Origin of the sequence: Streptomyces sp. NPDC004629, assembly GCF_042873595.1 — a bacterium.
Taxonomy (GTDB): domain Bacteria; phylum Actinomycetota; class Actinomycetes; order Streptomycetales; family Streptomycetaceae; genus Streptomyces.
Map to the genome: position 1 here is coordinate 131,327 of NZ_JBIALO010000023.1, position 20,883 is coordinate 152,209.

The following is a 20,883-nucleotide window of genomic DNA, read 5'->3' on the forward strand; positions in this document are numbered from 1 at the left end:
ACCGACGAGCAAGGAGAGCATCCGCATGACGACGCCACACACGGACACCCCGTTGGGGCCGCTTCCGGACTTCATCACCGACGGCACCGATGACATCGTGCGCTTCGTCACGCCCGTCGGCGACACGATGTGGCTGGTGCGCGGCTATGCGCTGGGACGCGCGGTGCTGACCGACAAGAGGTTCAGCCGGTCGCGCGCGGCGCTGCCCGGCGGGCCGAAGTTCAACGACGCGGAGCCCGCCGCGGACTCCATGATGAGCATGGACGGCGAACGGCACGCCAAGCTGCGGCGCATCGTCAGCGGCGCCTTCTCCACCGGCCGGATCGCCGCAATGGCATCCCACGTGGAGAAACTCACCGATCAGCACCTCGACGAGATCGCCGCGCACGGCCCCGGAGCCGACTTCGTCGCGCAGCTCGCCGCACCGCTGCCGCTGGCGGTGCTGTGCTCACTGCTCGGCATCCCGCCCGAGGAGAGTGCGCGCTTCCGGGACCGGGTCGAGGTCCTTTTCGACATCACCGACGACAACCCCCACGACAAGGGACGCCGGCGCACCGCACTCGCCACCTATATGAAGGACCTCGTCGACCGAAAGCGCCGGCAACCGCAGGAGGACCTGCTGACGACCCTGATCGGCGCGCACGACCGGGGCGCCCTCACCACGAACGAACTGGTCACCATGGGGCTCACCCTGCTGATGGCCGGCTATGAGACCACCGTCGGGCAGCTCGGTCTTTCGGTGCTGTCGCTGCTCACCGACCACGACGTGTACGAGGAACTCGTCGCGCGACCCGAGCGGATCGCGCCCGCCGTGGAGGAGTTGCTGCGGCTGAACCCGGCCACGCCGCTGACGTTCCCGCGCGTCGCCGTTGAGCCGGTGCGGCTCGGCAATGTCACCGTCCAGGCCGGTGAGGCCGTCATGGTCGCCCCGCTGCACGGCAACCGCGACGCCACGGTGTTCGCGGAACCGGAGACCCTGCGCCTGACCGGACATGACACCGCGCACCTGACCTTCGGTCACGGCGTGCACCGCTGTCTGGGCGCTCCCCTGGCCCGGCTCCAGGTCCGCATCGTCCTTGAGCATCTGCTGCGGCGTTTCCCGACGCTGCGGCTCGCCGCCGTCGAGGAGCCGGTCACCTGGAAGGAGGGAATGGCCGTCCGAGGGCTGTCGAGGCTCCTCGTCGACTGGTAGCCGGCCCCGTTTCCGCACCGATCAGCTCAACCGCCTTCCACCACCCATGACGGGACACCGAGGACATGACCGAGCGCACCATCGCACCCGCCCCTGTCGCGGAACCGCGCACCGCCTGCCCGTCGGCGCCACGGGACGGCACACCTCGCTGGCTGCGGACCTACCACCGCAGGGAACGCCCCCGCGTCCGCCTGGCGTGCTTCCCGCACGCCGGCGGCGCCGCCACCGCGTTCAGCAGACTGTCCGCCGCGCTGCCCGACGACATCGAACTGCTCGCGGTGCAGTACCCCGGCCGCCAGGACCGTGACGCCGAACCCTTTGCCGAGGACATCGCCACGCTCGCCGGCGGAGCGGCCGCCGCCCTGACCGCGTACGCCGATCTCCCGTTGTTCCTGCTCGGCCACAGCCTGGGGGCGATCGCGGCCTTCGAGACGGCCCGGCTGCTTCAGGAGCGGGACGGCGTGGCGGGGCTGTTCGTGTCCGCTGCCCGGCCGCCCGCGCAGGACTGGCAGGAGCCCGACCTCGACACCCTGGACGATGACGCCGTGGTGGCCGGGCTGCGGCGCCTCGGCGGCGTGTCCGACGTGCTGCTGCGCAATCCTCGCTCCCGCCACGAGGTGTTGCGCCTGCTGCGCGCCGACCACAACGTGCTGCGCGGCTACCACTGCGACCCGCACACCACGCTCACGGTTCCCGTCACCGTGCTGCTCGGGGAGGAGGATCCGAAGAACACGCTGGAGCAGGTCCGGGAGTGGGGCCGGCACACCACCGCAGGGCACACCGTGGAGGTCCACGCGGGCGGGCACTTCGCGCTGACCGAACGCACCGGCGACATCGCCCCGTTGCTCGTCCGGCACATCCACGAGGGCCTGGCCCTGGGGCCCGCGGGGCCGCCGGCCGGCCTGGTCCGCGACATCTACCTCGCCGGAGCCGACGGTCGCGCCTCCCGGCCGCCCACCGACCTCACGGCGCTCCAGGACGCGGCCCGCGCGGTCATGACGCCCATCGCGTACGGCTATGTCGCGGGCGACGCGGGCACCGGTTCCACCCGGCGTGCCAATCGCGAGGCCTTCGACCGGTGGCGCATCGTGCCGCGGATGCTGCGCGGCGTCACCCACCGCGATCTGACGGTGCCCCTGCTCGGCCAGCGTCTGTCCGCCCCGGTGCTGCTGGCGCCGGTCGCCGCGCAGAGCATCGTGCATCCCGGGGGCGAACTGGCGTCGGTGCGCGGCGCCACCGACGCCGGGGTGTCCTTCGTCCTGTCGTCGTTCTCCAGCCACAGCATGGAGCAGGTCGCGGCGGCCGCGGGCGATCAGCCGCGGTGGTTCCAGCTGTACTGGCCGGCACAGCCCGAGGTGGCCGAGTCCCTGGTGCGGCGTGCCGAGGCCAGTGGATACACCGCGTTGGTCCTCACCGTCGACAGCCCCCACTTCGGCTACCGTCCCGCGGACCTGGACCATGGCTATCTGCCGTTCCTGCACGGCGCCGGGCTCGCCAACTTCACCACCGACCCGGCCTTCCGGGCGGCGCTGCCCCCGGACGCCGACGCTGCGGCGGTACGGGCCCACTGGGCGGCCATCTCCACCAACCCGGGCCTCACCTGGGAGGGGCTTGCCTGGCTGCGCGAGCTGACGGCGCTGCCGATCCTGCTCAAGGGCATCCTGCATCCTGACGACGCGCGGCTGGCCCTCGCCCATGGCATGGACGGCGTGATCGTCTCCAACCACGGCGGGCGCCAGATCGACGGCACCATGGCCGCGCTGGACTGTCTGCCGGCCGTCCGTGCGGCCGTCGGGCCCACCGTCCCGGTGCTGATGGATTCCGGCGTGCGCACCGGGAGCGACGTACTCAAGGCGCTGGCCCTCGGCGCGAACGCCGTGCTGCTCGGCCGCCCCTACCAGTACGGCCTCGCACTGGGCGGACGCAGCGGGGTACGGCACGTGCTGCGCTGCCTGCTCGCCGAACTCGACCTGGCCCTGGCCCTGACCGGCTGCACCACCCTCGGTGACCTCGACGAGAACACGGTGGCACCGGCGGGACCCCTCCCCGCAGGGGGCTGAGGTGTGCGCTTCTACGTCGCTGGGCGGACGGGGGTGGGGGTGATCAGCCAGGCGACGAGGGTGCGCCAGCGGTCGGGCTGGGCGGTGTCCCGTGGGCCGACCAGGTAGATCTCCTCGACGACGTCCTGGGAACACAGGTCGTTGTGTGCGGCGAAGGAGCCGACGGCGCTGTAGGTGAGGTCGAGGTCGTCGTGCGGACCGATGTGGGTGGCGACGGCGGCGGACCGTTCGGGCAGCCGTAGCTCTTTCACGGTGGCCGGTGCGCACGGTGGCAGCGGCATCTCGGCGGGCAGGTAGACGGTGGCGCGGCCGTGGCCTTCGGTGAAGAGTTCGTGCGCGTAGCGGCCACCCGGCGGGAGCACCGAGCGCCGGCCGGCTGCCGCGTCCAGGTCGCGCATCGCGGCCTCGTACCAGCTCAGGTCGTCGAGGGCCGCGTACCCGCCGGCCGGGGCGCGGGAGCCGCCCACGACATGCACCAGGATGTCCGGTACGCCGCCCCGCTCCGCCACGGCCGCGGCCGCCGACGCGGCCCCTCGGGCGTGCTCAGATCGGCCGATACGAAATGGGGATCGGCCGTCCCCGGCGCCGTACGGGCCAGGGTGACGACCCGCGCCCCGGCGTCCCGGAGCCGGTGTACCGTCGCCAGCCCCAGTCCCTTGCTGCCGCCCGCCACCACGGCAAGCCGTCCGTCGAGATCATTGCTGCTCATGACCGCGACCCTGGACCCTCCCCCGGGGAGAGACTCAAGCCCGCAGTTCCTGGGCGTCCTAGTCCGAAGGGCGCAGGTAACTGCGACCATTGACCTACGCTATTCGGTTGAACAGTGTGAAAAGCTGGCTAAGAATTTCATGAGACGTGGTCATACACCCCGTATGAACGACCCGTTAGATGATTTAGTCGCTGCCCTTTCTCGTGCCGCGCTGGCCGACGCATCCGAAGCCGCCGGGCAACCGGGTAATCCGGCGAGAACAACGCGAGGCGCATCGGAATCCCCGCCGAGACACATTCGGAAGGATCCCCCGCCCCACCGCGGGACGGGGGCGCCCTAATTGGCCGGCGGTGTTCCGGCCTCCAGTTCCCTCAGCCGCTGCAGCAGGGCGACCGCCCGCCGCACCCGGGGAAACGCAGCGAGACGAGCACGCAGCGTTTTCAGCGCCAGGACGGCCCAATGGGAGCGGAGCAGCGGGTAGTCGTCGGCGAACGCGGCCACGTGGGTGCACGCCTCCTCGACCCGGCCCAGTTCCAGCAGGATCTCGGCGAACCGCGCGTGGGTGAGGGCCCGCACCCGGCGTTCATGGGGCGCCCGCCGCTGCGCCGCATAGCTGAGGGCGGACAGCGCGGCCGAGGTTTCTCCCAGCATGTAAAGCGTCTGGCCCCGCTGATAGGCGAATCCTGCCTTCGGGTAGGAGGCGAACGGCCCTGAATTTCCCGAGGTCCGCTCCAGATTGCGTTCGGCGGCGGCCAGGTCTTTCAGGGCACCGCGGGAGTCCTGAGTGAGGGCGCGCGTATGGGCTCGCTGCGCGAAAAGAAAGGCTTGCAGATCCCCGTCGCAGGAGAGCCCGGCGGCGTCGACGGCGGCCTCCGCGAGTTCGGCCGCGTACCGTCGGGCCCCGAGCTGGGTGGCCTGGACGCTCATCGCCCGCAACGCGATGGCCCGGCCCCGGCGGTCTCCCGCTTCGGCCGCGATCTGCAGAGCCAGCAGATAGTAGCGCTGCGCGAGCCCGTGGTGTCCGGCGTCGACGGTCATGTTGCCCAGCACATGGGTGAGTTGGGCGAGCACCGTCATCATTTCCGTCCGCTGGTCGGACGGTGTAGCCGAGGTCAGCATCCGGCCCACGTCGTCGGCCACGTACGCGGCCGGCGCGGCGCGGGCGTGGCCGCCGCCGAACTGGGCGGCGCACGAGGCGAACGAGGCGACCATGGCACGCAGGAGTTCCACGTCGGCGGTGGTGGTCCACAGTCCTTGCCGGGGCACCGACAGGGTCGTCACCGTGCGTTGCCGCGGGACGGTCGGGGAACCGGCACCACGGCCGGTGTCCACCAGGAACTGCCGGTAGACGAGGGCCAGCAGCCGGGCCCTGCGGGTGGGATCGGCATCGATCCTGCCGAGGGCCACCAGCCGGTGCGCGGCGCTCTCCCGCGTCGACACCGTTGCGGCGTGAACGTCTTGTTCCTGTGGATCGGCCCCCGGGAGGAGACCCGTGTCGACCGCCCGGACCAGCCGTCCGACGCGGCGGGTCAGCGCCTCGGCGACCAGTTCGGGAACGGGGGCCTTCGGGCGGGATCCGGCAAGCCAATGGGCCACCGCGGTGCGGTCGTAGTGAATATCCAGGCCTTCGGCGCGGCCTACGCGATGGATGGCTCGTACCAGGTCGGCCGCACCCCAGTCGGCCTCGGCCAGCAGAGCCGCGAGCAGTGCGTTGCGCTGATGGCGACGGGCCACCAAAGCCTCCTTGTCCGTGGGGGGCGTCGCGTATCTGCTCTATCGGATGTCACATAGCATGCGGGACGGAATGTCCCGTCTGCCAGCCATCTTTGAGACATTCCCACCCAGATGTAAAGACCACCGACAGCGCTGCGGGACCGTGGCTCACACGAAGAGATCGCGGTTCACGGCCCGGTGCCTGCCGAGCCGGTGTCGTGCGGGTCGGCCAGGGGACATCGCTACGGCCGAAGACCCGCACCGCGCACACCGCGGCCGGCGTCCTCGGGTCCGGGAGTGGTGCCGCTGACGAACGCCCCGCCCGCGCCGTTGGCCAGGGGGCCTGCCCGGCCTCAAGAGCGACGCCGGCCGGCCTGATCACCCGCGGCACCGGCCCCGACGACGACCGCGCGGCTGCCGTCGCCCTCACCGACGGACGGCCCGGCCCTCTTCCAGCGGGTCCCGCCCGGCGACGTCCAGCCGCCCCGCCGCCTACTGTTCGGGCCCTGACCGACGACGGCCTGCGCCACCTCGGCGACATCGTGACCCGGGTACGCGACCACACGCGCACGCGGCCGCCCCGCGCACACGCTGCCGCAACACACGCCGCCGCGCCTCCCCCACCCCACCCCACCGCGGGCGCGGCCGGGGGCGGGGCCGCGGGCGGGGACCGTGGCGTCGGTGTCCGGGGCGTGGTCGTCGCACGATCCGGTGCCGACGGCTGCAGCGGCGGTCGGTGGTCGGTGGGGGCGGCCCGGCGGCGCCCGAGGTGTCAGTCCCCCGCCTGTGGGGCGCCGTCCTCGCCGGTGGCCCAGACGCCGCGCACATGTCCGATGTGTCTGCGCATCAGTTCCTCGGCCTCGTCCGCCCTGCGGGCGGTGACCAGGTCGAGCAGTTCGGCGTGCTCCTGCGCGGTGGCCAGAAGCCGACCGCGGTCGGCGAGTTTGGGCATGCCGTACAGGCGCGAGCGGATGCGCAGGTTGTGCACGGTGAGGACGAGGTTCTCGTTGCCCGCGTAGGCGAGCAGTTTGAGATGGAACTGGAGGTCGGCCACGTGGTGGGCGATGAAGTCCTTCTCCCGTGCGCTGCGGACCAGTTCCTCGGCCAGCGCGCGCAACTCGGCGATGCCGGCGGGGTCGTCGACGCCCTTGAGCGCGATGCGACGCACGGTGGGGACCTCGATCAGCTGCCGTAGCTCGTTGAGTTCGTCGAGTTCGCGCTCGGTCAGCTGGACCACGCGGAAGCCCTTGTTGGGGACGGCTTCCACCAGGCCCTCTTTGACCAGGTCCAGCATCGCCTCGCGGACGGGGGTGGCCGAGATCCCGAGCTGCGTTCCGAGCGCACGGGCCGAGTACACCGAACCGGGCCGCAGGTAGCCGGAGATGACGGCGGCGTGGAGCGTGCGGACCGTCGCGTCCCTGAGGGACTCGCGCGGGCGCAGCGCCGCGAACGGCTCACCCGCGTCGGTGGTTACAGACATATCGGAATGCTTCTCCTGGTCGTCGGCAAGTGCAATGCACGCGTCGGTCATAAGGTGACGCCCGTCGCGCATACGGTTCCCGGGGTGGCTGTCCGCCGCCCGCCGGACGTGGTCGGTGCCGGGTTCGGCTCCGTATCGGTCGAACGGTCACCCACGATGCATACCCCCCTCCCGCGCACGGGCCGGCAGTGACCGACAGTTTCCACGCCGACGGCACCACGGCACAGGCTGATCGTGAGCCATCCTGCATGAGCCCGGGCCGGCCCCGGGGCGGGAGCTGCGGAGCGCCGAGGCGGCAACGAGATTGTTACGTCGATGTCTCACCAACCCCGACCCTACCGGTCTAACGGGGCCGTTGCTATGTCACATGTCAAACCTCGGCTGTCCAGGAGCGGTCGGTGCGGATGCTCCACGAGGCGGGTGTGCCCCTGGGCTCGGGCGCCGACCTGATCGGGACCGAACAGCGCACCAGGGCGCGGCAGATCTGTCTGATGGCCCGGCTGATCGGGCTGCCCGCCGCCGTCGAGTCCTCGACCCGGCACAACGCCCGGTCGCCGGGCATCGCCGACCGGGCCGGCGCCATCGAGCCCGGCGAGGAGGCCTACCTCGTCGTCTACGAGGGCGACGCCGCCACCGATCCCGAGATCATCGGCACGGCACGTACGGCGTATGTGATCCAGGCCGGAAAGCTCCTCCGCCGCCCCTGACGCCGGCTGGGAGACTTCCCACCGTCCCTCACCTCCATCCCGCCCACCGCCGCCCGGACGCTCCGCGGCCCACCGGCGCCTCTCCTTCTAGGATCCGCCCCATGCGCGCCCTTCCCTACGTCGACTCCGCCCTGCTCACCGACCTGCTGTCGTGGCCCACGGCCATCGCGGCACTGGGCCGGGCACTGGCACCCGCCTACGCCGAGGGCGGCTTCACCGAGCGCTCCAACGTCCCGCTGGACAACGGCGAACTGCTGCTGATGCCGGCGGCGGGCAGCGAGACGGTGGGCGTGAAGATCGTCGGCGTGGCACCGCGCAATCCGGAACAGGGGCTGCCCCGGATCCAGGCCCTGTACACACTGTTCGACGCGCGCACCCTGGCGCCGCTCGCCGTGCTCGACGGCACGGCGCTCACCACCATTCGCACGGCCGGTCAATCCGCGTTCGTGGTACGGGAGTTGGCCCCGGAAAAGGCGCGCCGTCTGGTCGTCTTCGGGGCGGGCCCGCAGGCCGAGGCACACATCGAGGCGGTGCGCGCGGTGCGGACGATCGACACGGTGCGGATCGTGGGCCGCCGCCCGGAGCGGGTGGCGGCGCTGTGCGAACGGCTCGGAGGATCGGGCGTCGATGTGCGGGCCGGCGAGCGCACGGACGTCGCGTCCGCGGACATCGTCGTGTGTGCGACCACGTCGACGACGCCCGTCTTCGACGGCGGCGACCTCGCCGACCACGCGTTCGTCGTCGCCGTGGGCTCCCACACGCCGGACGCACGCGAACTCGACGGCAGCGTCTTCTCCCGTGCCTCCCTCGTCCTCGTAGAACACCGGCACACCGCGCTGCAGGAGGCGGGCGACATCATGCAGGCCGTCGAGGACGGCGCCCTGGCCCCCGCGCGTCTGAGGGACTTCGGCGATCTCGCCGGGCTGCGCGGGGACGAGGGGATCTCCGTCTACAAGAGCGTCGGCATGGGCTGGCAGGATCTCGCCATCGCCCAGGCGGTATGGGAGTCCCTGCCGACCCGCACCAGCAAAGCGCCGACCACCGTCCCACCGGCCGAACTCCCCTGACGGACAAGCTGACATGGGATATCCGGACCGGCGTCAGGCTCGTCGGCGCCGGCGGCGTCCTCGCCCAGCGGGCCGCCGAGGTGGCGTGCACGTTCCGCGAGGAGAAGGGCGAGGCCATGTCCTGGTCGCGGGCGCAGGTCACGTCCTCGGCGGCAGGCGGCCCGTCGCCAGGTAGGCATTGACGCTGGCGCGGGGGTCGTCCTTTGCGGAAACGTCGCTCATGCCAGCGGTTCGTGGTTCGCCCAGGCGACCTTGTACGGGTGCCGCGACTGCCAGTGGTCGATGACCTCGTGCAGGCCGGGCGCGGTGAACGCCTTCGCCAACGCGTCCAGGTCGGTCAGGGCGAACTGCACGATCGCGGTCGCGATCAGCGCCGGGATGGCCTCCTCACCGGGGATGGGGAGATGGCGCCGGGCTACCACCGACTGCACGAGACCGGTGTCAAGCATGACCCGTTCGATGTCTGCGAGGTATTGGTCGAGTTCGGCGGCGGGCAGCGGCTGTTCGAAGGAAACAATCATCGTGTGGCTGATCATGCGCCAATTCTTGATGGCGTGCGCCCTCGGTGTCCAAGACCCGCTCGCTCTTCAGCGATAACCTACAGGCATGATCGAACTGGAGACCCGCGAGCTTGAGTACTTCATCGCAGTCGCCGACGAGCTGCACTTCGGCCGGGCCGCCGTCCGGCTCTCGATCGCCCAGCCGGCCCTGTCGAAGGCGATCCGGCGGATCGAGACCAGGCTCGGCGTACAGCTGCTCATCCGCTCCAGCCGGCATGTCGGGCTGACCCCGGCCGGGGAGGCACTGCAGGAACACGGACGGCATGCGCTCAACGCGGTCAGCGCCGCCGTCCGAAGCGCCCGGCGCGCCGGCGACCCGCAGGCCCATCTGCGGCTCGTGCTGAAGCCCGGCGGCGACGCCGGGCTGCTGTCCGGGATCCTCGCCGAGTACGCCCATCAGCCCGACGCCCGCCGAGTGGACATCCTGTTCAGCGGCCCCGCCGACCGCTCCGACTTCCTGCGCGACGGCCGCGCCGACGTCGGCCTGCTCTACGCGCCGTTCGACGACCTCGACGGCCTGGCCCACGAGACCCTGCACACCGAGGACCGTGTGGTCATCGTCCCGTCCGGGCACCGGCTTGCCGGGCACACCTCGGTGCGCATGTCCGACCTTGAGGGGGAGACACTGCCGTGCTGGAAAGGGGCCCCCGGGGGAGACGGCACCGGCCCCGAGGTCGCCGATGTGGTCCAGATGCTCCACATGATCGCGGTGAGCCGGATGATCGCGGTGCTGCCCCGCTCACTGGTCGAAGCGGTCCCGGCCGGCCTGGTCCGTGTCCCGGTGACCGACGCACCGCCCAGCCGCCTCGTGCTCGCCTGGAACGAGCAGGACCGGCGGCCGCTGGTCATGTCGTTCGTGACCGCCGCACTCACCCGACAGCCGATCCGTGGAACGAGTCCTTGACCGTGTCGTGGCTCCCAGTCTCCCCGAACCGGGTGATCAGGAGGCCGGGCCGTCCGAGCGGAGCACGGCGGCGGTCCCTGTTCGTGTCAGGCGGCGCGCGGCCAGCCGCGGAGCAGTTCTGCGATGCGCGCCGCGGTGCAGGAGCGGTCGCGCAGCAGGTCGCGCAGGGCGACGGCGTCCTGGTAGCCGGGCTTGACCGGGATGCCGGACGCCTCCAGGTACATCACACCCGTGGCCGCGGCGACGGCCAGGTTGGACCGCTCCAGCCAGCGGCACCGGCCGAGCACATGGACCAGGGCGGCGGCACGGGCGTAGGGGCCGTCGTAAACGGGCTGCTCAAGCAGCTCGGCCCGATGGCATGCCACCGCGGCGACCGGAATGCCGTAGTCCTCGGGCGCGGGGTCCGCCGCGCCCGCGAGTTCGGCGACCTGCAGGATCCAGGGGACGTCGATGTGCAGATCCATTACGCGGCGTGGGCCCCCCTGGGCTTGGCCTGGCGGTCCGCTTCCTCGGCCTCGTCGAAGACGCTCTGGTACTCGTCGAGGAAGGTGCGGGCGGCGTCCAGGCCCCGCTTGCGCAGCCCGGCGACGTCCTCGCGGACCAGCTCGGCGATGTAGTCGCCGATGCTCAGACCGCGTTCCTTCGCCCGGATCGCGGCGAGTTCCTTGACCGAATCGTCGACGCGGGCACCCCACTGAGTCTTCGACATGGCGACATGGTAGCAAGTGTTACCAGACGGCCGGAAGCCCGTTCACCCGCCCCCGGCCGGCAGCCCTTGGGCCGACCGGCAGCCTTGGGCCAAACGGCAGCCCTTGGGCCGACCGGCGGCCCGCACGGAAGAGCGGGATCAACGGCCTCCGGTCGGCCACCGGGAGACGAGGATCACCGCACGCCCGAGACCACCGGTCCCTGGTCGTTCGGGGTGGTGTCCAGGACGGGATCGGTGACGAGGCAGAAGGCGCCGATCACCGCGGAGGCACCGGCCACGGACAGCAGCACGGCCCGCAACCGGACGCGTCGGGCCGGGGCCTCGACGAAACGGTAGGACAGGGCGGCGGCGGCGAGGGATGCGGCGCACACCACCACTTGCTGCGTCGACAACTGCCAGTCGGGGTAGGTCCGGTGGACGTAGATCCACACCGGCCAGTGCCAGAGGTACAGGCCGTAACTGATGGACCCGACGGCCACCACCGGGCGGGCGGTCATGCACCCGAGGACCAGTCGGGCCAGCGGGTGGGGACGGGTGTCCCGAGGAGCGCGTTCGAGGAGGGTCAGGGCGCCGATGAGCACGGCGGCGGACAGGCCGGCCAGCGGAAGCTGCCAGTCGTACAAGGACGATGAGTCGATGGCCGCATGGCTCCACAGCGCCGCCAGCACGCCACCGGACAGCAGCGCGAGCACAGGCAGCACCCACCGGCTCCTGGACGCCTGCTGCACGCGGGAGCCGAAGACGGCGGTTACGCAGGCGCACAGAGCCCCGAGGCAGAGAGCGCCCGCTCGGGTGTCCGTTCCCAGATAGGCGCGGTCGGGAAGCGACGGCATGTAGTGGAAGGCGGCCAGGGCGTAGGAGACGACCGCGCCCGTCCCGGCGACGACGGCAAGTGTGCGCAGGCGCGCGCTCCGTCCGATGAGGAGCACCACGAGGAACGGCCACACCAGGTAGAACTGTTCTTCCACCGCGAGTGACCAGAGGTGGTTCAGCGGCGCGCTGTCGGGCTGGACGGACCAGTAGTCCACGTCCGCGTAGATGGTGTACCAGTTGCCGCAGAAGAAGAGGGCCGCCAGCGACTGCGCGTTGACGGTGGACCGCATGGACGTCAGGTCCGCGGTCCACACCCACAGCTGGACGGCGAGGATCACACACAGAAGCGCGGGCAGCAGGCGCCGGACGCGGTGGGCGTAGAACTCCCCCATCGCGAACGTGCCCGCCTTCTTCTGCCGCAGCAGCAGCCGGGTGATGACGAATCCGGAGATGACGAAGAAGAGGTCGACACCGAGGAATCCGCCGCTCGGCCCCGCTTCCACGTGGTATCCGATGACGGCCGCCACCGCGACGGCCCGCAGGCCGTCCACGGAACGGATCCGGTGTGCCGCGCCGCCGCCGCGGGTGACCACCGCCGGAACAAGGGCGGTCATGACCTGGTGCCCGCGGAGCCACCGGCGAACATCATGTTGAGAATCCAGGTGGCGAGCCGATCACGGCTCCAGTCGGCCGGATGGCCGGTGTCGTCGTACAGCTTGCGGCCGGCCACGGTCGACGGGCATCCGCTGTCATTGCACAACTGAGCCGTCAGGTCCAGCAGATGGACACCCCTGTCCTTGTACCTCTCTGCCACCTCCCGAACAGCCTCGTTCATCTTGAGAGAGGTGCTCTTCCAACCGCCCGTCTCGATCCGTGCGTTCGTCAGATACACGGGGGTCCCGTTCTGGGTGAGGATATCGATGGCACGCGCCATGTTCTTGAAAAATCGTTCACGAAAGGCAGCGTATTCGATGGTGAGTTCAACCTCGGACCGATCGAAGGACTGCGGCGTCAGGTCCCAGTTCGCGGTGCGCAGCAGAACGGCATCCGGCTTGTACTGCTTCATATACTGCGGCCATTCCTGTGGCCACTTCAGGCAGATGGACTGCGACTTCTTCCCGCCTTGCACCGTGTCGGGCATCATAATTCCGCAGCCACCCAGCCCGGCATTGACGATCACATTTCCGTCCGAGGCGACCTTGGCCATCCCATCCCCGAAATACCGGGCCCAGGAGTCACCGACGACGAGCACGCTCCTGCCCTTGACCGCCGGGGACAACTCGGCGTCACCCACGGGCGGGGGTGCCGAGCCCAGCGAACTGCTGGGAGAAGCCGTCACCGAAGGGGAGGGCAGCGGGGCTGCCGCGGGATCTTGCTGGTCGGAGCCGGATTCCAGCACGCCGCACCCGGCCACCGCCAGGAGCAGAGCAGGAACGGTCAGAGCCGCCCAACGGCGCGATGATCGTGTGGACATGGGACTCCTTCGCCTTCTTCTGTAGGTCGGGCCGATGCGGGACGGGCCGCACCCGCTCCGCGCGGGATCCGGCGCGCACCGCGACCGCTGCCGCACGGCACCCGGCACCCGGCACCCGGCACCCGGCACCCGGGCGGGCCTATCCGCCGAGCGATGACGCCGGGTCGCCGGCGGGCAGCACATAGCCGACGGCGGAGGCGCGGTGGTCGATGAACGTGTTCATCGCGTCGGAGAGATCGAGGCGTTCCTGCACCCGGGCGAAGAGCGCGGGATCACGCATGTACGCGAGGAAGAGCAGACCGCGGTCGTCGGCGCCGTTGTCGTACGAGTAGCCGCGGCGCAGCATGCGGGCTCCGCCGTCGAGCCGGGAATGCGCGAGGCGCACATGGGCGTCGACGGGGATGACGTAACGGCCCTGCGCCGTCTTGGCGTAGAGGTCCGCCGGATCGTGCTCGCGCCGTGCACCGAGCGGCGCTCCGCTGGCGCGGTGGCGTCCGATGACCTCTTCCTGACCGCCGCGCGGCAGCGCTTCGAAGGCGGAGACGTCCATGTGGATGCGCCGGTAGACCAGATACGTGCTGCCGTCGTCGTCCCAGACCCACTGTTCCGTCTCGGCCGTGGACGGGTTTTCCGTACCGTCCTTGAAGCCGAAGAGGTTGCGGGGTGTCTCGCCCCGGGCGTGATCGGGTAAGAACCCCCGCTCGTGCCAGCGGGGCACCAGCATCCGGGCGGCCGTCGTGGTGAGCCGGCGGGACAACGCGCGCAGCGCTTCGGCATCGTCACCGCACAGTTGCACCAGAACGTCGCCGCCGCCGCGGCCGGGGTCGAGCCGGTCGCGCGGAAAGGCGGGGATGTCACGTAGCCGGGCGGGCGCCGCGAGACCGAGCTTGCGGTAGAGGGCGGGGCCGAGCGCCACGGTCCGGGTGGTGCCGTCGGGCAGCGGAAGCGCCGTCCAGCGGTCCAGGAGCCTGCGCAGGGCGGCGGTGCCGTCCGGGCCCCGCAGGTCGGACACCAGATCATGGGCGGCGACGACGGCATACCGGGGCTGGGGGTCGCTGACACCGCGCTGCCGGGACCGCGTCGCGCGGGTACCGGAGGTCGTTCTGGAAGCGTGGTCCTCGGTGCTCTCCGCTGCCGGTCGGCGTGTTTCCGTCGCACAGCCGGCGGTGAGGAAGGCGACGGCCGTGGTGGTGGCCAGGACGGAGCGGCGGGTCGGCGGACGAGGATCGGACGGCGTGCTGATCACCGGTGCTCCAGGGTTGTCACACGAAACATGCGGGAGTGCCGACAGCGCGCTGTCTCCTGGGCGGATGAGGGCAGAGAGAGGCGATGATCGGCTGCTGCGGCGTGCCTGACGCTACACCTGGGCCTCATGCGATTCTTCGTCACGAAACGCCGTGTCCCGGTTGCGGGCAGGACCTCGCCGGGCCGGACGGCCGTGTTCCTCGCCCTGCTGATCGCCCTGCTGGGGCAGACGGCATGCGGTCAACCCGCATCGGACAGCCGGCCGGCGAGCGGCGGTCCGTCGGCGGTCTTACGGGTTCCGGGCCAGTTCTCGTCCATCCAGAAGGCAGTGGATTCCGCCCGATCGGGTGACATGGTGCTGGTCTCTCCGGGTGTTTACCGCGAGAGCGTCACCATCCGCACACCTCGGATCGTGCTGCGGGGCACCGACCGCTCCACGGTGGTGGTGGACGGCGAGTTCAAACGCACCAACGGCATCACGGTCACCGGTGCGGCGTCGGTCGTGGAGAACCTGACCGTACGCAACAACCTCGCCAACGGACTGCTGTTCACCGGCGTCACCGACAAGGCACTACAGGGATCGGGGGCCGGCGGCGCCGGATACGACCCCCTGGACACCGTCAAGTTCCCGCCGCTGCGCGGGTTCCGGGCCTCGTATGTGACGGCGCACAACAACGCCCTCTACGGCATCTACGCCTTTGACGCCCGTGACGGTGTGATCGAGCACTCCTACGGTTCCGGGCAGTCGGACTCGGGCATCTACGTCGGCCAGTGCAAGCCGTGCAACACGGTCGTGCGCAACAACCTGACCGAGCACAACGCGGTGGGCATCGAAGTCACCAACGCGTCGAAGGACCTGTACTTCCTCGGCAACACCGTCCGCCGCAACCGAGTGGGCATCACGGTGCTCTCGAACAACCTGGAGGCGCTGGGGCCCCAGCAGGATGCCGTGTTCGCGGGGAACACGATCAGCGACAACAACGACGACCGCAGCCCGGAACAGGCCGACGGCGGCTTCGGCATCGGGGTCGGCATCGGCGGCGGGACGCAGAACCGCTTCGAACGCAACCGGGTCGAGGGCAATCGCGGCGGCGCCTTCATCCTGCGGGACGAGCAGGGGTATCCGGTCCGCGGCAATCGGATCGAGGGCAACGCCGTGGGCGAGGAACAGGTGGGCCTCGTCGTGCTGACGGCACGCAGCGGGGGCAACTGCTACGCCGACAACGGCCGCGCCCCCACCAGTCCGCAGCCGCTGCCCCGCTCCCTGGCCGTCTGTCCGGGCAAGGACGGCGCGCTGGCCGGGGCCGGCCGGCCGCAGACACTTGAGTCGGTTCCGGCCGGGGTGTCCTTCCGTGACGTCCCACCGCCGCCGGCCCAGCCCGGCATGCCGGACGCGACCGGTGCGCCCGCCCGTCCCGCGCTGCGGCTGCCGGGCAAGGTCGACCCCGCGGCCTACCGTCTGCCGGAATCGCACCACTGACCCTGCCCGAACAGGATCCCTGGAAAGGGTCCGGTCCCCTGGGCCCGGGCAGGGGACCGGCCCCTTCCCGGACCCTTTCCCAGGGCGCTCCCCGGACCCCTTCCCGGGACAACTTCTTACGCCCCTGCGGAGCCCGGTCCGCCCGGATCTCGAAGTCCAACGCACCCCTTGAACCGGGGTGTTGCAACGACCACTAGAGCCCAAGCACTCCCCGGACCCCTCCCCGGGCCCCTCCCCGGGGCACTTCCCGGGTCACTTGCCGCGGGGCGATTCCCCCCAGGGCTCCGCGGGCACCTTCACCCGGGCCTCGTGACCGGTGAAGTCCACCGTGACGGGCCGCTCGACGCCGCCGCTCCTGATCTCCAGGCGGCCCAGTTCCCCGTGCTCGTCGATCCAGTACGTCAGCGGGGACGTCCCGGTGGGCCGGGGGCTCGGTGTGGCCGGGCCGCCGGAACGGGACCCGGCCGCACCGCGGTCCTGCGGTTTCGGCCGCGGCCCGGAGATACGTGTGTACGTCTTCCCGCGCAGCGTGCTCTCCCCCAGGTGCCGGGGCCCGGACTGGGCCAGCAACTGGGCGTTGTCCGGCCGGTCAGCGCCCAGGGCCATCGCCACCCGCAGCGCGACGTCCAGGGGGTATCCGGCGTAGGCACGGGGTGACCAGCTCCCGTGGGGTACCTTGGCGGCGGCCCGCGTGATCTGCGCCATCTTCGACGAGGGCGACGTTCCCTTCGCGTCCGTGGCCACGGCCAGACCGCTGTTGTCCCAGGCGATCAGCCCCTTCTGCTGTTTCGGCCCGGGCTCTCCGGCGGCGTACGTCCCCACGGCGCGGTGCGTGCGGTAGTCGATCAGGCCGCGTACCTCGTAGGAGTCCCCGCCGTCGTCGATCTTCACGGTGACTCGGTGCGGACCGTTCTCATAGGCGTGGAACCGCGACATGGCCAGCCTCTCGGCCTCCTCCGATGTGATCGCCCGCGGCCCGTCTCCCGCGCCGCCGTGGCCGTCGGCCCATGCCAGGGCGCAGCAGGACAGTCCGACGGCGAACGCGACGGCCAGGACGCGCGCGCGTGGCCGGCGCAGCAGCCGCCGTAACGCGGGACGGGCACCGAACGGATTACGCATGAGTCACCTCTCGCAGAATGACGGGCAGAAAGAGCCGCCGAATCCGATGCGGCCGTGAGCTGTCTATCGCAGATGCGCCGTCTCTCATCAGCAACACCGCGCCGGTGGAGCGGCGGGTTTGCCATCGAGACCGGGGTCCGGCGTGGCGGGCTGTGTTCCGAGACCGCCGTGCGCTGCGCCGATGCTGACGGGAAATGTGGGAATCCCCCACTCGTGGCGCATCCCCCTTACACCGTCTCAGTGTTTTTTGGGCGTTGCATTGACGCACGTTTCTTCATCTGTCTGAAGACTTATCGGGAAATGTTCTCAGCCAACAGAGAGGGCTGGTCAATGGAGTTACAGCAACGTCGGCGGTGGGCCGGCGGAATGTCCTTGGCATTGGCTTCGGCGTTATCCGCATCGCTCGCGGTCACCGGGGTCGTCGCCACGGTGTCCCCGGCGGCGGCCGACTCCGGCGACGGCGACGCGACGATCCGTGTCGTGCGTGAGGTGAACGCGAACGGCAAGTGGGATCAGGCGCTTGAGCCGGGTATGGCCGGTGTCACGGTGGTGCTGACCGATGACGCGGGGCGGTCGGTCACCGGGACCACGCAGGCGGACGGCACGGTGAAGCTGACGCCGGGCAACAGCCTGGGCGGCGGCAAGTACCGCATCGAGGTGAAGAACCCCGACCAGGGTGTGCTGTTCCCCGGGTTCGCCTCGGCGCGGCCCAATCTGATCGATCCGACGGTGCTGTCGTCGAACGTGGAGTTCGTGGACCTGTCCGGCGGCAAGAACGTGGAGGTCACGACCTCGTTCTGGTCCCCGGAGGACTACTGCCAGAAGAACGCCACGCTGGTCACGGCCTGCCAGAACCCGACCATCCCGCCGGCGAATCCGGCGCCGGACAGCAACCGTACGCTGACGTCCTTCCCGTACAACGCGCGTGGCGACGCCATGGAGAATCCCGGTCTTGTCACGGACCTGGCGAACAACGGGCAGACGGGCACGGTCTGGGGCGTCGGCTACAACCGGGTGACCAAGCAGCTCTTCTCCGCCGCGTATGCGAAGCGGGGCACCAAGTACGGTCCCCACGGTGCGGGTGCGATCTACCGGACCGACCCGGCCACCAAGCAGACCTCGCTGTTCACCAAGGTCCCCAACCCCGGCACCACCCAGCACCAGCCGAACGTCAACATGGACCTGGCGTTCGGTTCCCGTGTGGGCAAGGAATCGCTGGGCGACCTGGACGTCAGCCCGGACGGCAAGGACCTGTACGTCGTCAACATGAACGACCGCAGGCTCTACCGCTACGACGCCACACAGCCCACCGCCGCCAAGGAGAAGGCGTCCTACCCCATCAAGGACCCGGGCTGTGCCGCGCCCGGCGACTGGCGCCCCTACGGCCTGGGCATCAACGAGGGCAAGGTCTACGTCGGCGGCGTCTGCTCCGCGCAGTCCACCGGCAGCAAGGCCGACATGCGGGCCGTCGTGCAGGTCTTCAACCCGGTCACGGGCCAGTTCACCGGCACGGTCATGGACCAGCCCCTGAACTTCCCGCGCGGTGGTCTCACCGGTGCCGGCTTGCCTGATGACGTGTGCAACGGCGAGGGCTGGTACCCGTGGACCGATGTCCGGCCCAGGACCCAGGACGGCAAGACCTGCGGCCACGCCTACATCCAGAACCCCGAGCCGGAGCTCTCCGACATCAACTTCGAGAGCAACGGTGACATGGTCGTCGGCTTCGCCGACCGCTTCTCCGACCGAGCCGGCTGGGCACTGCCCGCCTTCCCCGGCACCGGCTGGACGGCCACGACCGCGTTCCAGGGTGGTGACATCAACCGGGCGTGCCGTGGCGGGAACCACATGTTCGTCCTGGACGGCAACGGCGGCTGCAAGAACAACGCCACCCCCGAGAACTCCGGACAGGATGCGAAGGTCAAGGAGTTCTACCCCGGCGACAGCATGGGCAGCCACCACGAGATCAGTTCGGGTGGTGTGGCCCTCTCCAAGGTGGAGACCACCGTCCCCTTCACCGCGATGGACCCCATCCCCAGGACGGGTAGCGGCGTGCGGTGGGCCGACCGCTTCTCCGGCACTGCCGCCCCCACCGACGGCCTTTTCCTGAACGACGCCTTCGGCAAGTCCCGGGGTATCGCGGACCTTGAGGTGCTGTGCGACGAGGCACCGCTCCAGATCGGCAACCGGGTCTGGAAGGACACCGACCAGGACGGCATCCAGGACCCCGGTGAGGAACCGGTGGTGGGTGCCACGGTGAACCTGTACGACGCGGCCGGCAAGAAGATCGGTACGGCGGTCACCAACGAGCGGGGCGAGTACTACTTCGACTCCACCGTGACCAAGAACGTCAAGCCGGAGGACTTCCCGTACGGCAAGACGTACACGATCAAGATGGACAACCCGGGCGACTACCAGGCCGGTGGCGTCCTGGACGGCTGGAAGCCCACCCGGCCCAACCAGGGCGACAACAACCAGATCGACTCCAGCGGTGAGACGTCAGGCAACCCCTTCCCGGCCGTCGAGGTCACCCCGAAGGGCGCAGGACAGAACGACCACGGCGCCGACTTCGGCTTCACCAACCCGCAGGCGGACCTGTCCGTGATCAAGGTCGGTCCGGCCAAGGTCAACCCGGGCGAGGAGATCGAGTACCAGATCATCGTCACCAACAACGGGCCGAACACCGCCACGCGCTGGACCATCACCGACCCGCTGCCCGAGGGGATCACCAACGCCCGCACCTCCAACGCGGACTGCGGTATCGCCGCCGGCAAACTGACCTGCTCCGGCGGGCCGCTGGCGGTCGGTGAGAGCCACACCATCACCGTCCGCGCCGACGCGCCCTACCCCGCGCAGACGGTCGTGCTGAAAAACTGCGTCAACGTCAAGGGTACGGAGCCCGACCCCAACCCCGACAACAATGACTCCTGCTGGCCGACCGAGGTCCCCGAGATCCCGGTCATCAACCCGGCCATCGGTGGCGCAGCCGCCGCGGCAGCCCTCGGCGGCTTCCTCCTGATCCGCCGCCGCCGGGCCGAGGCGACGCCGCTGTAACAACGGCCCGACCACGGCCTCCGAGGGAGAAGGGCGCCCGGGCACCGCAGCGAAGCCGCACGGCTTCAACGCGGCGCCCGGGGGGCCCGCACCCGCACTGCCGGGACGTGGAGGGGACGCCCCGGGCCTTCGTGCTCCTGCCGGGCACGAGCCAGGCACCCCGGGCCGAGGTCGTCGTGACGGTCATTCTGCTGGGCCCGCGCGGACATCGCGCGGGCCCAGTCGTCGGTGCGGCCGGCCTGCGGGCCGTCCGTATCCGGCGCGGAGGTGCCACGACGGCGGCGCCCGCGACCGTCACCGACAGCCGCGGAAGATCGTTCTCAGCCCGGGTTCGCAAGCCCCCCGGCCCGTCCGGGCCGAACAGCGGCACCACAACAGGAAGAACAGATGCCCCGCTTCAGCGTCATCGTCCCCGTCTTCAAGGTCCAGGGCTATCTGCGCGAGTGCCTCGACTCGCTGCTCGGGCAGTCGTACACCGACTTCGAGGTGATCGCCGTGGACGACTGCTCGCCGGACGGCTGCGGCGCGATCCTCGACGAGTACGCGGCCCGCGACCCGCGCGTGACCGTGCTGCACCTGCCCGAGAACGTCGGCCTCGGC

Annotated in this window: 17 protein-coding genes and 1 pseudogene; 8 read left to right on the top strand and 10 right to left on the bottom strand. The window is 70.6% G+C overall.

Annotated elements, in window-relative coordinates:
- Positions 1 to 25: 25 nt before the first annotated feature.
- Positions 26 to 1,192: a cytochrome P450 gene (locus ACFYTE_RS30265; protein WP_388717209.1), complete on the top strand. Its 1,167-nt coding sequence runs from the start codon at positions 26 to 28 to the stop codon at positions 1,190 to 1,192.
- A gap of 65 nt (positions 1,193 to 1,257) precedes the next feature.
- Positions 1,258 to 3,252: an alpha-hydroxy-acid oxidizing protein gene (locus ACFYTE_RS30270; protein WP_388717212.1), complete on the top strand. Its 1,995-nt coding sequence runs from the start codon at positions 1,258 to 1,260 to the stop codon at positions 3,250 to 3,252.
- Positions 3,253 to 3,263: 11 nt separating this feature from the next.
- Here ACFYTE_RS30270 and ACFYTE_RS30275 read toward each other — a convergent pair.
- The 3 genes and pseudogenes from ACFYTE_RS30275 to ACFYTE_RS30285 form a co-directional block, all read right to left on the bottom strand.
- Positions 3,264 to 3,961: pseudogene (locus ACFYTE_RS30275) on the bottom strand (SDR family NAD(P)-dependent oxidoreductase).
- A gap of 336 nt (positions 3,962 to 4,297) precedes the next feature.
- Complete coding sequence (locus ACFYTE_RS30280) at positions 4,298 to 5,695, bottom strand: hypothetical protein (protein WP_388717215.1); 1,398 nt, start codon at positions 5,693 to 5,695, stop codon at positions 4,298 to 4,300.
- Between the two features lie 751 nt (positions 5,696 to 6,446).
- The gene (locus ACFYTE_RS30285) at positions 6,447 to 7,154 is read right to left on the bottom strand and encodes a GntR family transcriptional regulator (protein WP_388717218.1); all 708 of its coding nucleotides are present in this window, start codon (positions 7,152 to 7,154) and stop codon (positions 6,447 to 6,449) included.
- A gap of 404 nt (positions 7,155 to 7,558) precedes the next feature.
- Here ACFYTE_RS30285 and ACFYTE_RS30290 point away from each other — a divergent pair, with 404 nt between their 5' ends.
- Together ACFYTE_RS30290 and ACFYTE_RS30295 are read left to right on the top strand one after the other, a co-directional pair.
- Entirely contained in the window at positions 7,559 to 7,861 is a 303-nt protein-coding gene (locus ACFYTE_RS30290; protein WP_388717262.1) for an amidohydrolase family protein, read from the top strand.
- Between the two features lie 101 nt (positions 7,862 to 7,962).
- Positions 7,963 to 8,928, top strand: a complete 966-nt coding sequence (locus tag ACFYTE_RS30295) for an ornithine cyclodeaminase family protein (RefSeq protein ID WP_388717221.1) — start codon at positions 7,963 to 7,965, stop codon at positions 8,926 to 8,928.
- 218 nt (positions 8,929 to 9,146) lie between these two features.
- On the opposite strand, the gene ACFYTE_RS30300 is transcribed toward ACFYTE_RS30295, so the two are convergent.
- The gene (locus ACFYTE_RS30300) at positions 9,147 to 9,464 is read right to left on the bottom strand and encodes a hypothetical protein (protein WP_388717223.1); all 318 of its coding nucleotides are present in this window, start codon (positions 9,462 to 9,464) and stop codon (positions 9,147 to 9,149) included.
- A 70-nt stretch (positions 9,465 to 9,534) separates the two neighbouring features.
- Here ACFYTE_RS30300 and ACFYTE_RS30305 point away from each other — a divergent pair, with 70 nt between their 5' ends.
- Positions 9,535 to 10,392: a LysR family transcriptional regulator gene (locus ACFYTE_RS30305; RefSeq protein WP_388717226.1), complete on the top strand. Its 858-nt coding sequence runs from the start codon at positions 9,535 to 9,537 to the stop codon at positions 10,390 to 10,392.
- 86 nt (positions 10,393 to 10,478) lie between these two features.
- On the opposite strand, the gene ACFYTE_RS30310 is transcribed toward ACFYTE_RS30305, so the two are convergent.
- The 5 genes from ACFYTE_RS30310 to ACFYTE_RS30330 all read right to left on the bottom strand — a co-directional run bounded on the left by ACFYTE_RS30310 (position 10,479) and on the right by ACFYTE_RS30330 (position 14,634).
- The gene (locus ACFYTE_RS30310; protein WP_388717229.1) at positions 10,479 to 10,856 is read right to left on the bottom strand and encodes a fic family toxin-antitoxin system, toxin component; all 378 of its coding nucleotides are present in this window, start codon (positions 10,854 to 10,856) and stop codon (positions 10,479 to 10,481) included.
- Positions 10,856 to 11,101 (bottom strand): hypothetical protein, encoded by a 246-nt coding sequence (locus tag ACFYTE_RS30315; protein ID WP_388717232.1) that lies wholly within the window; start codon positions 11,099 to 11,101, stop codon positions 10,856 to 10,858. Before ACFYTE_RS30315 ends, ACFYTE_RS30310 begins: the two co-directional genes overlap by 1 nt.
- Before the next feature lie 173 nt (positions 11,102 to 11,274).
- Positions 11,275 to 12,528: an acyltransferase family protein gene (locus tag ACFYTE_RS30320; protein WP_388717235.1), complete on the bottom strand. Its 1,254-nt coding sequence runs from the start codon at positions 12,526 to 12,528 to the stop codon at positions 11,275 to 11,277.
- A complete protein-coding gene (locus ACFYTE_RS30325) occupies positions 12,525 to 13,388 on the bottom strand; it encodes an SGNH hydrolase domain-containing protein (protein ID WP_388717238.1) in 864 nt (287 codons plus the stop codon). The genes ACFYTE_RS30320 and ACFYTE_RS30325 overlap by 4 nt, the downstream gene beginning before the upstream one ends.
- 139 nt (positions 13,389 to 13,527) lie before the next feature.
- Positions 13,528 to 14,634, bottom strand: coding sequence for a Dyp-type peroxidase (locus ACFYTE_RS30330; protein WP_388717241.1), 1,107 nt, complete (start codon positions 14,632 to 14,634; stop codon positions 13,528 to 13,530).
- 327 nt (positions 14,635 to 14,961) lie between these two features.
- On the opposite strand from ACFYTE_RS30330, the gene ACFYTE_RS30335 reads away from it, so the two are divergent.
- The gene (locus ACFYTE_RS30335; protein WP_388717244.1) at positions 14,962 to 16,113 is read left to right on the top strand and encodes a nitrous oxide reductase family maturation protein NosD; all 1,152 of its coding nucleotides are present in this window, start codon (positions 14,962 to 14,964) and stop codon (positions 16,111 to 16,113) included.
- Between the two features lie 252 nt (positions 16,114 to 16,365).
- Here the strand turns inward: ACFYTE_RS30335 and ACFYTE_RS30340 are convergent, their stop codons facing one another.
- Positions 16,366 to 17,232 (bottom strand): hypothetical protein, encoded by an 867-nt coding sequence (locus tag ACFYTE_RS30340; protein WP_388717247.1) that lies wholly within the window; start codon positions 17,230 to 17,232, stop codon positions 16,366 to 16,368.
- 372 nt (positions 17,233 to 17,604) lie between these two features.
- On the opposite strand from ACFYTE_RS30340, the gene ACFYTE_RS30345 reads away from it, so the two are divergent.
- Both ACFYTE_RS30345 and ACFYTE_RS30350 read left to right on the top strand, forming a co-directional pair.
- A complete protein-coding gene (locus tag ACFYTE_RS30345) occupies positions 17,605 to 20,283 on the top strand; it encodes an SdrD B-like domain-containing protein (protein ID WP_388717250.1) in 2,679 nt (892 codons plus the stop codon).
- Between the two features lie 387 nt (positions 20,284 to 20,670).
- On the top strand, positions 20,671 to 20,883 hold a 213-nt coding region (locus ACFYTE_RS30350; protein WP_388717253.1), incomplete at its 3' end, for a glycosyltransferase family 2 protein.